This is a genomic window from Streptomyces sp. NPDC102274 (assembly GCF_044766385.1).
Taxonomy (GTDB): Bacteria; Actinomycetota; Actinomycetes; order Streptomycetales; family Streptomycetaceae; genus Streptomyces.
In genome coordinates, this window is sequence record NZ_JBIWLW010000006.1 from 206942 (window position 1) to 220391 (window position 13450).

General features: G+C 71.7%; 12 protein-coding genes. 5 read left to right on the forward strand and 7 right to left on the reverse strand.

All coding sequences use genetic code 11. The features are described 5' to 3' along the window. Nucleotides 1-134: 134 nt before the first annotated feature. The gene (locus tag ACIRQP_RS11230) at nt 135-662 is read right to left on the reverse strand and encodes a hypothetical protein (RefSeq protein ID WP_403887151.1); all 528 of its coding nucleotides are present in this window, start codon (nt 660-662) and stop codon (nt 135-137) included. A 214-nt stretch (nt 663-876) separates the two neighbouring features. Here ACIRQP_RS11230 and ACIRQP_RS11235 point away from each other — a divergent pair, with 214 nt between their 5' ends. Further along, nucleotides 877-1641 carry a hypothetical protein gene (locus ACIRQP_RS11235; protein WP_403886846.1) on the forward strand — a complete coding sequence of 255 codons (765 nt, stop codon included), beginning with the start codon at nt 877-879 and terminating at the stop codon, nt 1639-1641. A gap of 68 nt (nt 1642-1709) precedes the next feature. Here the strand turns inward: ACIRQP_RS11235 and ACIRQP_RS11240 are convergent, their stop codons facing one another. Together ACIRQP_RS11240 and ACIRQP_RS11245 are read right to left on the reverse strand one after the other, a co-directional pair. Beyond that, nucleotides 1710-4181 (reverse strand): PQQ-binding-like beta-propeller repeat protein, encoded by a 2472-nt coding sequence (locus ACIRQP_RS11240; RefSeq protein WP_403886849.1) that lies wholly within the window; start codon nt 4179-4181, stop codon nt 1710-1712. A 122-nt stretch (nt 4182-4303) separates the two neighbouring features. Next, nucleotides 4304-5218, reverse strand: coding sequence for a VOC family protein (locus ACIRQP_RS11245; protein WP_403886852.1), 915 nt, complete (start codon nt 5216-5218; stop codon nt 4304-4306). A gap of 361 nt (nt 5219-5579) precedes the next feature. On the opposite strand from ACIRQP_RS11245, the gene ACIRQP_RS11250 reads away from it, so the two are divergent. Further along, complete coding sequence (locus tag ACIRQP_RS11250; RefSeq protein ID WP_403886855.1) at nt 5580-6227, forward strand: TetR family transcriptional regulator; 648 nt, start codon at nt 5580-5582, stop codon at nt 6225-6227. A 150-nt stretch (nt 6228-6377) separates the two neighbouring features. On the opposite strand, the gene ACIRQP_RS11255 is transcribed toward ACIRQP_RS11250, so the two are convergent. Further along, entirely contained in the window at nt 6378-6509 is a 132-nt protein-coding gene (locus ACIRQP_RS11255) for a hypothetical protein (RefSeq protein WP_403886858.1), read from the reverse strand. Nucleotides 6510-6687: 178 nt separating this feature from the next. On the opposite strand from ACIRQP_RS11255, the gene ACIRQP_RS11260 reads away from it, so the two are divergent. Continuing rightward, the gene (locus ACIRQP_RS11260) at nt 6688-7359 is read left to right on the forward strand and encodes a pyridoxal 5'-phosphate synthase (RefSeq protein WP_403886861.1); all 672 of its coding nucleotides are present in this window, start codon (nt 6688-6690) and stop codon (nt 7357-7359) included. Nucleotides 7360-7456: 97 nt separating this feature from the next. Next, complete coding sequence (locus ACIRQP_RS11265) at nt 7457-8602, forward strand: flavin-containing monooxygenase (RefSeq protein ID WP_403886864.1); 1146 nt, start codon at nt 7457-7459, stop codon at nt 8600-8602. A gap of 61 nt (nt 8603-8663) precedes the next feature. On the opposite strand, the gene ACIRQP_RS11270 is transcribed toward ACIRQP_RS11265, so the two are convergent. Both ACIRQP_RS11270 and ACIRQP_RS11275 read right to left on the reverse strand, forming a co-directional pair. Beyond that, nucleotides 8664-9995, reverse strand: a complete 1332-nt coding sequence (locus tag ACIRQP_RS11270) for an MFS transporter (RefSeq protein WP_403886867.1) — start codon at nt 9993-9995, stop codon at nt 8664-8666. A 159-nt stretch (nt 9996-10154) separates the two neighbouring features. Next, nucleotides 10155-11435, reverse strand: a complete 1281-nt coding sequence (locus ACIRQP_RS11275; protein ID WP_403886870.1) for an MFS transporter — start codon at nt 11433-11435, stop codon at nt 10155-10157. Between the two features lie 89 nt (nt 11436-11524). Between ACIRQP_RS11275 and ACIRQP_RS11280 the strand changes: the two genes are divergently transcribed. Continuing rightward, complete coding sequence (locus tag ACIRQP_RS11280; protein ID WP_403886873.1) at nt 11525-12517, forward strand: GlxA family transcriptional regulator; 993 nt, start codon at nt 11525-11527, stop codon at nt 12515-12517. A gap of 313 nt (nt 12518-12830) precedes the next feature. On the opposite strand, the gene ACIRQP_RS11285 is transcribed toward ACIRQP_RS11280, so the two are convergent. Further along, nucleotides 12831-13304, reverse strand: a complete 474-nt coding sequence (locus tag ACIRQP_RS11285) for an ATP-binding protein (protein ID WP_403886876.1) — start codon at nt 13302-13304, stop codon at nt 12831-12833. Between the last annotated feature and the right edge of the window lie 146 nt (nt 13305-13450).

Consider the following 13450-nt stretch of genomic DNA (forward strand, 5'->3'; position numbering starts at 1 on the left):
CCCTCCTCGCCTCCGCCCCCCCACCTCCTCTTGTGGGGGGACCCGCACCACTACCCTTGGTGGGACGGCCCAAGGGGGGGGCGGCCCGGTTGGGGGGGGGGGGGGGGGCGCCCCCCCCCCCCCCGCCTCTCTTCTCACTGGATCCGCACGGTCGCCTCGCACTTCCTTACCCGCGAGACCTGCTTCGGGCTGTCCATCGGGACCCTGACCGTCGTCGTCTGCCCGCCCTGCAGCTCGACCTCCGCGTCGCCGAAGTCGACGACCGAGCCGGACGCGTCCTCGAACGTCACGTCGACCCCGTGGATGTCCGTCCGGCCCGCCGGGGCGTGGCCCGCCGTGACCCGCACGGTCGCGTACGTGACGGCCTTCCGCTTGCCCTTCGCCCTGCTGACGCAGGTGACGATCCGTGCCTCGGCGCCCGTCGTCGCCGTGGGCGTCGGGTCGCCATACGAGCTGCCGGACGAGCCGTAGTCGTCATCGGAGTCGTAGTCCGAGCCCGAGCCGGAGTACGAACCATTGCTCTTCTTGGAGTTGGAGCAGCCACCTCCGCTGCCGCTCGATCCCTTGCTCTTGCCGCTCTTGCCGCTCGTGGAGGACGAGAACCCCGTCAGGGCCAGCACCACCACGACCAGTACGGCCGCCATTTTCAGACGTCGACGCATCACGATCGAGTTACTCCCCCGTTGTGCTCACTCACCCGATGGCCCACGGGCTGTTCTGCCCATGAACCTGCCAATCGCGCGCGACACCCTAGCAGTTGGAGCGCGAGCGCCCTCGGCCGCGCGACGGGCACCCGGCGGTCGCGTGGCGGGGGCCGGACACGCGGCGTAGCGTCGCCAGCGGAGCACGATCACGCACCGCGAAGGAGGGCCGGCGATGGTCCGTAACATCCTCGGCTCGCTGCTCGCTCTCATCGGAGCGGCCGCCGCCGTCCTCAGTCCTTTCCGTCCCTGGTACGACGGCCGGAAGGGGAGCGACTACCCGGTCGCCGACCTGTTCAACGGTATCTCCGGCAGCGGTTCCAGCGTCTTCTTCTCGCTCGGGCTGCCCTTCTTCTTCGCCGCCCTGCTCACGCTGTTCGCGGTGGTGCTGCGTTCGCGGACGCTCGTGGCGCTGGCCGGTCTTGTCGTGCTCGGCTTCACGGTCCTGTGGATGGTGCGTCAGGGCCAGTCGGCGGACGGTCTCGGCGTCGGCGTCGACGGTTCGGGCCTGGGCACCGGCGTCGCGTTCGCCCTCGGCGGCGGGGTCGTTCTGCTGCTGGCCGCGCTGGTGATGAGCGGTCGCCCGCGCCGCGCCCCGCGGGGGCACCGCGAGCCCCGGTACGACTACGAGCCCCCGTACCAGCCGCAGTACCAGCCTCCCTACGAGCAGCAGTACCAGCCTCAGTACGAACAGCCTCAGTACGAACAGCCTCAGTACCAGCCTCCGTACGAGCCGTCGCAGCCGTACGGGCGGTACGGGTCCCACCGGTACGGGTACGAGCCCGAGCCTCCGCGCTCCTCGCCCCCGGAGGAGTGGTCCCTGCACGACGGCGACACCCAGTCGCTCCCCCGGGTCACCGACGAGCCGTGGAGCCCGAGCTCCACACCGCCGGAGGGACCGCCGCCCGAAGAGCCGCCCGCCGCCCCCCGGCCACGCTGACCGCCACTGACCGCCGCTGACCCGCCGGGCCGTACGCGACGTCCCCGTCGTCCCGCCCCGGGCCCCCGTTATCCCGACCCGCGCCCCGTCGCCGTCCCCTTCACCGCGTCCAGCGCGTACACACAGCGGTCCTTGCTGCACGCGTACACCACGCCCCGCCGCGCCACGGGCGATCCCGTGATCTCGCCGCCCGTCGCCAGCTTCCAGCGCAGCTGGCCGCCGCTCGCGTCGAGCGTGTAGAGGACATGGTCGGCCGAGCCGAAGTGCAGCCGGCCGTCGGCGACGACCGGCGCGCCGATGACCTCGCCGCCCGCCGCGAAGCGCCACTTGGGTGTGCCCGTCACCGCGTCCAGCGTGTACAGCGCGCTGCCACTGCCGACATGGATATTGCCGTCCGCGACCAGCACCGGTTCGATCGACTGCCGGGACTCCGTCGCGATGCGCCAGCGGTCCTTGCCGGTGGTGGCGTCCAGCGCGTAGACCGTGCCGAGGTAGTCGGCCAGATAGACACCGCCGCCGGTCACGGCCGGTCCCGGCGCGAAGGCCGGCGGGGAGAGGAAGACCGCGGGCGCCTCGAAGTGCCAGCGCACATGGCCGCTGACCAGATCGATGGAGAGCACGCGCGTACCGGCCGAGACATACAACTGGCCGTCGGCGGCGGGCCGTACCCGTACCGGCACGCCCCCGCAGGAGGCGGCGTCCCCGATGGGGTACGACCACAGCTCGGCGCCCGTGCGCGCGTCCAGCGCCAGCAGTCTGGCGTCCTTCCACACGTAGACCGTGCCGTCGTGGATCACGGGCCCGGCCTCCGGTGTCTCGAAGTCCGTCTGGGCCCCGGCGGTCTCCCACAGCTTGTCGCCGTTCGACGCCTCCCACGCCTGGACGCCGCCGCCGCGCGTGCCGGTGACGACAGTGCCCCGGTCGACCTTCAGGGAGTACACCCAGGCGTCCGTCTGGAGCCGCCAGCGCTCGGTCCCGTCCGCGCCGTCGAGCGCGTACAGCGTCGGCCCGTCCGAGGCGTGGATCCGGCCTCCGGCGACGGCCATCGCCCATGCCACGTCCCGGGTCTTGAACTGGCGGCGGCCACTGGCCACATCGAGCGCGTGCACCTCGAAGGAGGTGACGTACAGCAGATCGCCGTCGACGACCGGCGTCCCCCAGACGTCGTTGGACATCCGGAACCGCCAGGGCCGCCAGCGGCCGGGAGCGCCGTCGGGGGGCTGGGCCGGCGAGGGCACCGGCGGAGCGGCGGGGGCGGGCGCCGGGGCGGCGGGCGTCTCCGCGCCGTTCAGCCCGGCGGGCGGGCGGATCCAGCCGGTGGCGGGGCCCGCGTCGGCGCCGCCGACGCGCGTGTCCGCGACCCGGGGGCCTGGACCGATCGGCACCGGCGATCCGGGCAGTCTGACCGGGCCGTCCGCGGGCGCGGGTCGGGAGGCGTGCGGCAGGGCGGGCGGCGACATCGCGGCCGACGCCTCGGACCGTCCGGCGTGCTGGTTCTCGTTGCCGCCGCCCTGCCGCGCCCCGTCGGGCCGCCACGCGCCGTCCCAGTCGGGAGCCGCCTGCGCGAACACCGGCGGCTCGTGCGCGGGCCTCGGCGGTACGGGGGCGGCGGCGGGACCGCGCCCTACGGCGGGCGCGGGGCCCCGGCCGCCGGCCCGGCGGCGCTCGATCATCGCGGTGGCGAGATCCGGCAGCCACGCCGAGGCCGTACCGCTGTCGTCGCTGCCCGAGGCGAAGAGATGCGGGGCCAGCTGCGCCTGGAGGTCGGCGGGCGAGGGCCGCTGCGAGGCGTCCATCTTCATGCACGCCTCGATGAGCGGCCTCAGCTCCTGGGGCAGCCCCTCCAGGTCCGGGCCCTCGCGCAGCAGCATGAAGACCGTTTCGACCGGGTTGGCGCCATGGAAGGGGGCGTGCCCGGTGGCGGCGAAGACGAGCGTGGAGCCGAGCGAGAAGATATCGCTGGCGCCCGTCACGCTGCGCGAGTCGCGGGCCTGCTCGGGCGACATGTACGCGGGCGTGCCGACGGCGACGTTGGTCATGGTCAGCCGGGTGTTGGAGACCCCGGAGGCGATACCGAAGTCGATGACCCGGGGCCCGTCCTCCACCACCAGGACATTCGACGGCTTCATGTCGCGGTGCACGAGGTTGGCTCCATGGATCGACTGGAGCGCCTCCGCGATCCCCGCCGCCAGCCAGCGCACCGCCTGGGCCGGCATCGGACCGCACTCATTCACTATTTCTTCCAGCGAGGGGGCGGGTACATACGCCGTCGCCAGCCAGGGCACGGCGGCCCGTGGATCGGCGTCCACGACGGCCGCGGTGTAGAACCCGCTGACGGCGCGGGCGGCCTCCACCTCTCGCGTGAAACGGACCCGGAACAACTGGTCCTCGGCAAGCTCGGTACGTACCGTCTTGATCGCCACCCGGCGGCCGGACGCCGAGCGCGCGAGGTAGACCAGCCCCATGCCGCCGGCTCCGAGCCGCCCGAGCACCTCGAAAGGGCCGATGCGCCTCGGGTCGTGCTGCGTCAGCTGCTCCACTTGCGTGCCACCTCCCCGTACGGGCCACAAAGGTACGGCCCCGTGCCTCCTGATTCTTCCTGTCGGAGGCGGCGGTTGCGAACCCGGGGGCGGATCGGGGTGTCTCATCCCGATCCGGACACTCATGTGCTTTCCGGCTCCGCTTCCCGCTCCGGCTCGGGTCCGGCGCCCCGTTCAGAGCCCGCTGACACCCCCGTTACCGCCCCCGACGCCCCCGCTGACGCCCCTGCCGTCGGCTCCGGCGGGCGCTCCCGCTCACGCGTCGGCTCGGCCAGTACGGCGAAGTATGCGCCCTGGTTGTCCAGCAGCCCCGCCATCCGTCCGTAGTCGATGTCGAACGGGGGTGCGGTGACCCGGCCGCCGAGCCGGACGACCGCCGCCGCCGTCTCGTCGCAGTCGTCGACCGAGAAGTAGCTGAGGAAATGGCCGGGCAGCTCCGCCGGGAACGCGTCCGTTATCACGCTGCGCCCGCCGATCGCGCTGTCCGAACCCGGCTCGGAACCGGCCGGGGACCACTGCCGGAAGTCGACGCCGTCGCCCGGGAGATCCTTCCCCCGGAAGCCGAAGACCGTCTCGTAGAAGGGGTCGACGCTCTCCTTGTCTCTCGTATAGACCTCTGTCCAGCAGAAGGATCCCGGCAGGCCCGTCTTCTCGAAGCCCAGGGCCTCGCTCACCTGCCAGAGCCCGAAGACCGCACCCGCCGGATCCGCGGCCAGCGCCATCACACCGAACCGTCCGACGGCCAGCGGCTCCCGCACCATCTGGCCGCCCATCTCCCTGATCCGCTCGCTGAGCGCGTCGGCGTCCGCGGTGGCGAAATAGACGGTCCATACGGTCGGCATCCGGCCGTCCCGCTTGGCGATGAGGCCCGCGACCCGCTTCCCGCCACTGAACGCCACCGTGTAGTGCCCGTCGTCCATGCCCCTGGCCCGGCCGAAGGTCCAGTCGAAGAGCTCCCCGTAGAAACGCTTGCCCGCTTCCAGGTCGGGGAGTGACACATCCACCCAGCACGGTGTGCCTTCCGCGAATGCGTCCATGTCCCGGACTCCTTCCGTATGGACAAATAGAACAGTTGCTTAATTATCGCAGCGTGAACCCGCCGCCACCCCGAGTTATCCACCGAAGTTATCCACAGGCTGTTGATAACACTATTCAAGCCCGCACCCGCGCCGTCCGCCTCCCGGATCCACCCGCGAGCCCCCGCCGACGCCCGTGGCCGAGCCCCCGCCGACGCCCTTCGCGAGCCCCGCCCACGTCCGCGCCGAGCGCCGCCCACATCCGTACCGAGCCCCGCCCACGTCCGTACCGAGCCCCGCGCCGCCCCCTGCGCCCGATGGCCGGTTCCCCATTTGCAGTCGGCCAAATCGCGCTCGGATCACCCCTCGGTAAGCTGACGGCATGACAGGACAAGTGCGCACCGTCGACGGCCGCGTGGCTGGTCGACGCGGGCAGGCGACGCGGCAGAAGCTGCTCGACTGCCTCGGCGAGATGCTCAGCTCCTCGCCGTACCGGGACGTCAAAGTCATCGACGTCGCCCGCAAGGCGGGCACGTCACCCGCGACCTTCTACCAGTATTTCCCGGACGTCGAGGGCGCTGTCCTTGAGATCGCCGAGGAAATGGCCAAGGAGGGCGCCGGGTTGACCGAGCTGGTCTCCGGCCGCTCCTGGGCCGGCAAGGCCGGCTGGCAGACGTCCGAGGAACTCGTCGACGGCTTCCTCGACTTCTGGCGCAAACACGACGCCATCCTCCGGGTGGTCGATCTCGGTGCGGCGGAGGGCGACAAGCGGTTCAACAAGATCCGTATGAAGATCCTGAACTCCGTGACCGGTTCCCTCACGGATTCCGTGAAGGAGCTTCAGTCCAAGGGCAGGGTCGACAAGGACATCAGCCCGGCGGCGCTGGCGGGCTCGCTGGTCGTGCTGCTCGCCTCGGTGGCCTCGCACCAGAAGGGCTTCCAGAGCTGGGGCGTGAAGCAGGCCGAACTTCGGCCGACGCTCGCCCAGTTGGTCCATCTGGGCATCACCGGCAAGAAGCCCGCGAAGTAGCCCGCCCTCCCGCGTCAACAGCGGTAATTGCTCATAGCGGTAGTTGGTAGCAGCGGTACGTGGTAACACCGGTAACCCGACTGACGTAACCCGCCGAAGCGGGCCGGCGGCCACGGTACCCAGGTACGACGTGCGCCCTCCCCCGTTCTGTCACGCCGGCGGCAGCAGCCGTTCCACCGGCGCTCCGATCAGCGCACCGGCCTCCTCCGCCGGGCAGACCGACGTCCAGATGGTTCCGGACACCGTACGGAACGCGGCGACGCGCCCCGCCCGCCACCTCACGGACCATCTCCACGCCCCGCTCACGGTCGGCCGGCCCAGGTTCTGCCGCATGAAGCGTCGCCGCCTCTCGCGAACCGCCCCCTCTCGCGAACCACTCCGGCTCTCGAACCACTCCGAGTCGAACCACTCCAAGCGGAGTGATACGGACGGGATGAACGGACGAGGTTGAATGGCCCGCATGGACGACGACCGGCGGCAAGAGACCTTCCGCGCCCTGCTGCGCGCGCAGCCCGTCTGGGACACCGAACTGCCCGGGTTCGATCCGGCGGACGCGCCCGACGAGCCGCTGCCGCTGTTCCACCGCTGGTTCGCCGAGGCGGTGGCGGCCGGCCAGCCGGAACCGCACACGATGACGCTCGCGACCGTCGACGAACAGGGCCGGCCCGACGTACGGACCCTGATGCTGCACGACGCGGACGCACGCGGCTGGCACTTCGCCTCGCACGCGACCAGCCGCAAGGGCCGCCAGCTGGCCGCGCGACCCGAGGCCGCGCTCGGCTTCTACTGGGCGGCGCAGGGACGTGCCGTACGCCTGCGGGGCTGGGTCCGTACGGCCGGCGCCGAGGAGAGCGGCGCGGATCTCCGGGTCCGCTCGACGGGAGCGCTGGCCTCCGCGCTGGTCGGGCGGCAGAGCGATGTCCTCGGTTCGGCAGAGGAGTTGGCGGAGGCGAGCGCGGCGGCGTGGGAGCGGGCACAGCGGGAGCCGGACGCCGAGGCGCCGTCCTGGACCGCGTACACGCTCGTACCGGACGAGGCCGAGTTCTTCCAGGGCGACCCGCGCAGACAGCATGTGCGGCTGCGCTACCGGCGCGAAGGGAGCTTGTGGGTAAGGGAGTTGCTCTGGCCGTGAGCTTCGGGCCGACGGCCGGGGGTTGTGATCGATTCGCAACCCTTTTCCCGTCTTGACCGAGACCCAACAAGTGATGTTCCGGTTACGCTCAGCTCTCATGCCCGACGATTCCGACCGTGCCAACAGCCTTCCCGTGTACGTCATCGGCGCGGGGCCCGGTGGGCTCGCCGTCGCCGCCGCACTGCGCGAACAGGGCGTACAGGCCGTCGTACTGGAGAAGTCCGATGCGGTCGGGGCCTCCTGGCGCGGCCACTACGACAGGCTGCGGCTGCACACCACACGCCGGATGTCGGCCCTGCCGGGCCTGCGGATCCCGCGTTCCTTCGGGCGCTGGGTGCCCCGCGCGCACCTGGTGCGCTATCTGGAGAAGTACGCGGAGTACCACGGCCTGGACGTCGTCACCCGGGTGGAGGTCACCCGGATCGAACGCTCCCCCGACGGAACCGGCTGGCTGCTGCGGGCGACCGGCGGCCGGGAGCTGACCGGCCGCGCCGTCGTCGTGGCCACCGGCCACAACCACACGCCGAGGCTGCCGTCCTGGCCCGGCCGTGAGTCGTACGGCGGCGAGCTGCTGCACGCGGGCGAGTACCGCAACCCCCGGCCGTACGAGGGCAAGGACGTCCTGGTCGTGGGAGCGGGCAACACGGGCGCGGAGATCGCCGTGGACCTCGTCGAGGGCGGCGCGGCGCGGGTGCGCCTCGCGATCCGTACCGTCCCGCACATCGTGCGCCGCTCCACGCTGGGCTGGCCGGCGCAGGCGAACGCCGTGCTGGTCCGCCGGCTGCCGGTCCGTCTGGTCGACCGCGCGGCCGGGATGCTGGCCCGGATCTCGGTGCCCGACCTGTCGGCGAAGGGTCTGCCGCGCCCGGAGACGGGCCTGTACTCACGGGTCCGCGAGGGCGCGATCCCGGTGCAGGACGTGGGTCTGGTCAAGGCGGTGCGCAGGGGCCGGATCGAACCGGTGGCGGCGGTCGAGTCCTTCGAGACCGACAAGGTCGTGCTGGCGGACGGCTCCCGGATCGCCCCCGACGTGGTCATCGCGGCGACCGGCTACCGCCGGGCCCTGGAAGACCTGCTGGGGCATCTGGACGTACTGGACGAGCGGGGACGGCCGGTGACCCACGGCGGCCGTACCCCGAAGCAGGCGCCGGGCCTCTACTTCACGGGCTTCACCAACCCGATCAGCGGGAACCTCCGCGAGATGGCGATGGACGCGCGCAAGATAGCGAAGGCCCTGGCCTGACGGTCCGCGTCTGCTCACGAGGGCCCGGCGACTTCTCATGCCGGGCTCCGAAACCCGGCCCTCAATCCACCGCCGCCACGACCGGCCTGCGCCTGATCACCAGCGCCATCAGCGCCGCCGACGCGCACAGCGCCCCCGACGCGTACCAGACCACGTCGTACGAGCCGAAGACGTCCCGCGCCAGACCGCCCGCGAAGGCGACCACCGCCGCGCCGACCTGGTGCGAGGCGAGGACCCAGCCGAAGACGATCGCGCTGTCCTCGCCGTAGTGCTCGCGGCACAGGGCGATCGTCGGCGGGACGGTGGCGACCCAGTCCAGGCCGTAGAAGACGATGAAGAAGAACATCGGCGGATGGACCGAAGGCGCCAGCAGCATGGGCAGGAAGAGCAGCGAGACACCGCGCAGCGCGTAGTAGACCGCCAGCAGCCTGCGGGCCTCGAAGCGGTCGGTGAACCAGCCGGAGGCGATCGTGCCGACCACATCGAAGAAACCGATCACCGCGAGCAGCGAGGCGGCGGCCGTGATCGGCATGCCGTGGTCATGCGCGGCCGGTACGAAGTGGGTCTTGACCAGCCCGTTCGTCGAGGCGCCACAGATGGCGAAGGTCCCGGCCAGCAGCCAGAACGGTCCGGTACGCGCCGCCGAGAACAGCACCGAGAGAGCGCGCCGCGCGGCGCCCGTCACCGGCGCGGGCTTGGCTACGAACGTCTCGGCGCCGTACGCGGGCAGGCCGACATCCGCCGGATGGTCCCGCAGCAGCAGCCAGACGAACGGGACCACCGCGAGGGCGGCCAGCGCGACCGTGACGGCGGCCGGGCGCCAGCCGTGGTGCTCCACCAGCCAGGAGAGCAGCGGCAGGAACACCAGCTGCCCCGAGGCGCCCGCCGCGGTGAGGATGCCGGTGACCAGACCGCGTCGCGCCACGAACCAGCGGTTGGTCACCGTCGCGGCGAAGGCGAGCGCCATCGAACCGCTGCCGAGACCGACCAGCACGCCCCAGTACAGCACCAGTTGCCAGGCCGCGGTCATCCATACGGTCAGTACGGAACCGACCGAGATGATGGTGAGCGCGACGGCGACGACCCGGCGGATACCGAAGCGGTCCATCAGCGCCGCGGCGAACGGCGCGGTCAGTCCGTACAGCGCGAGATTGACCGAGACGGCGAAGCCGATCGTGCCGCGCGACCACGCGAACTCCGTGTGCAGCGGCTCGATCAGCAGACCGGGAAGCGAGGCGAACGCCGCCGCGCCGATGATCGTCACGAACGTGACGACGGCGACGAACCACGCCCGGTGGATGCGCCCCGGCGCGCGGGGCGCGGGGGGCGCGGAAGACACGGACGGGTCGGGCGGCGTAGCGCCCTTCGCGGAGAGGTCGGTTGTCTGGGTCACGTCAGCAGCATCGAGGGGACGTCACACTCCCGACGAGTGGCCCGACAGCCAGCATTCGCTGGGATCGGGCCACCCCCGCCCCTAGCGCCGAGCGCACCGCCCGCAGCCGACCGCACCGCCCGCAGCCGAGCGCCTCCCTCGGGCGAGCGCACCGCCCCCTCACTCCACGCGCTTCAGGCCCCGGATCGCCGGTATGGCCAGCAGCACCGCGCACACCCCCACATTGATCACCGCCCCGGCCACCAGCACTTCCCGCACCCCCACCGTCTCCGCGACCGGCCCGGCCAGTGCCCGCCCCACCGCCAGCATGATCAGTGAACCCGCCACGTCGTACGCGTGCAGCCGGTTGAGCGCCTCGGCGGGGATCTGCGTCTGGACCGTCGTCGACCACATCACCAGCCAGAACGCCAGCGACACACCCCCGGCGAAGAAGCCCGCGGCCAGCACGATCACCGGCACGTCGTACGCGAGGACCAGTACGTTCGCGGTCACCGCGAACAGCGAGAGCGCGCCCGCGAACAGGGGTCTGACCGGCCGCAGTCGCATCGCCAGCAGCCCGCCCACCACGTTGCCCGCGCCTTGGACCGTCATCATCAGCCCGAACATCGCCGAGGAGTGCCGTTCGGTGACGACGACCGCCTCCAGCGGTGTGATCGGGCCGAGCACCGTAACGCCGTACACCGACCAGACGGCGATGACGCCCCACAGCCAGGACCTGGCCCGGAACTCGCGCCAGCCGCCCATGAGTTCCGCGAGCATCGACTCACCGGTCACCACCGGCGCGACCGACTCCATCCGGATCAGGAAGAGACAGATTCCGCTGATCCCGAAGGTGGCCGCGTTGACCCCGAAGATCAGTCCGGGCCCGCCGAAGCCGGCCAGCGCACCCGCGATCGCGGGCCCCGCCATCGCGGTCAGCGCCTCCGCGACCCGCAGCACCGCGTTGCCCCGCTGTACATCGGGCGCGAGCCGCGGGAGCATGCTGGCGACCCCCGGCTGGAAGATCGCGGCGCCCAGGCCGTTGAGCGCGCTGAGCGCGTAGACGAGCCAGAGCACGGGCGCGCCGGAGGTGAAGGCGACGGCCAGCACCGCCGTGCCCACCAGCCGTACGCCGTCCGCCAGCACCATCATCCGGCGCGGGGTGAACCGGTCGGCCAGCACTCCGCCGACGAGCACGAACCCGGCGAAGCACGCCATCCAGGCGCCGAGCGCGAAGCTGACGGACGACGCGCCGTACCCGGCGTCGAGCAGACCCGCGGCGAGGGCGACGGGCACCATGCCGTCCCCGAAGCGCGCGACGGTACGGGCGAGGAAGAAGAGCCGGAAGTTACGGTTCCAGAGGGTACGGGCGGCCTCTTCCGGAGCTGTGCCGGCCGGGGCTTCGTGCGGATGTGCGGTCGGTTCGGGAATGCCCGGAGCCACCGTGCGCTTTTCTGTCACAGATGCGACTCATATCAAGTAATGGTCTGGACAACCAGAGTCCATCCGAGGAACGGACCGCGAAGACCGGAGGAGAGGGGAGCCACACCATGCCGGACCGCCGCCCGCACCGGGTCGTCGTCCTCGCCCTCGACGGAGTGATCCCGTTCGAACTGGGCATCCCCCAGCGGATCTTCGGGCCCGCGCGCGACTCCTCCCGCGAGCCGCTGTACGAGATCGTGACCTGCTCGGTCCGGGAACCGGGGCCGGTACGGACCGACGCCGACTTCTCGATCCTCGTCGAGAACGGCCCCGAGACGCTCGCCACCGCCGACACCGTCGTCATCCCGGCGTCCTACGAACTGGGTCCGGTCTTCGCCGAGGGCAGGCTCACCGACGAACTCCGCGCCGCGTTCGCGCGGCTGCGGCCCGGCACCCGTTTGGTCTCGATCTGCACCGGCAGTTATGTGCTGGCCGCCGCCGGGTTCCTGGACGACCGCCCCGCCACCACCCACTGGTCCTCCGCCGCCCACTTCCAGCGGCTGTTCCCGGGGGTCAAGGTGGACGCGGACGTCCTGTTCATCGACGACGGCGACGTACTGACCTCCGCCGGAGTCGCCGCCGGGATCGACCTGTGCCTGCATATCGTCCGGCGCGATCACGGCACGGCGGTCGCCAATGATGTCGCGCGGCGTACGGTCGTCCCGCCGTACCGGGACGGCGGCCAGGCGCAGTACATCCAACGCCCGGTCCCCGAACCGCAGCTGGCGACCACCGCGACCGCGCGCGACTGGGCCCTCGCGCGCCTCCACGAACCGATCCAGCTGCGCGACATGGCGGAGCAGGAGTCGATGTCCGTACGGACGTTCACGCGCCGCTTCCGCGAGGAGGCCGGGATCAGCCCCGGGCAGTGGCTGGTGCTGCAACGGGTCGAACGGGCCAGACACCTGCTGGAGTCGACGGATCTGTCGGTCGATCAGGTGGCGCGGGACGCCGGGTTCGGCACGGCGCAGTCGATGCGCCAGCATCTCCAGTCGGCGCTGGGCGTTCCGCCGACGGTCTACCGGCGTACGTTCCGCGCGGGAGCCGGATCGGGCCGGTAGCCGGTAGCCGGTGGTGCATGTCCACGCGGCCGACCGGCTGAGGCGCTCCCGGGAGCCGGACGACAGGCGCGCACGCGCCGCGTCGTCGTCCGCCGTCCGGCTCCCCCCGGCTCAAGAGCCCCGAGAACCGGCGCCGGGCCACGAACCGCACTCGCCGAGGACACAACCCACGCCCCCTACGTCCTGTCCGGCTACGTCCTGTCGGACAGGGCAGGACCTCGGCGCGCCCTCGGCGTCCCCTCGCGGCGGATCGCTCAACCCAGCGCGATCACGCCGGAGTGCCCCGTCAACGGTGATTCGGGGGATCGACGCATCACGCCGGCCGCGGGACAGCGCATGGGGGCTCATAGGCGGCGGGGGCATATGCTTCCGGCGCTACCCCCGGCGCGCTTCTGTCGACCTCGCACCAGATGCGCTTGCCCGCGCCCTCCGGCTGCCAGCCCCACCGGTCCGCCAGCCCATCGACCAGTTCCAGGCCACGGCCGTTGGTGTCCTCGCCGTCCGCGTGGCGCGGACGCGGCGGGCAGGCGCTGGTATCGGCGACCTCCACCCGTACCGTCCCGGCCTCGGCCGCGCCCGAGCCGAAGAGCATCCGCAGCACGGCCGGACAGCCGGTGTGCACCACGGCGTTGGTGACCAACTCCGAGATGAGCAAAATCAGCGTCTCGGCGACCGGCTCATCGTCCTCTATGCCGGAACCGGCCAGCCTGGAACGGGCCCATCTGCGGGCCCGCCCCACCTCCGCGGGATCCGGCCCGACCTCCAACTGAACCTGAAGCACCTGCACCGCTCACACCATCCGAACCGGCGGACACATCGCCTCGCGCCTCGACAAGGTCCTCAACAGAGTCACAAGAGTCTCAAGAGTCACGGAACGTGATTTCCTTGCGAGACAGCATGGTTGACGTACAGTCACCGCAACAAGCGCTTCGG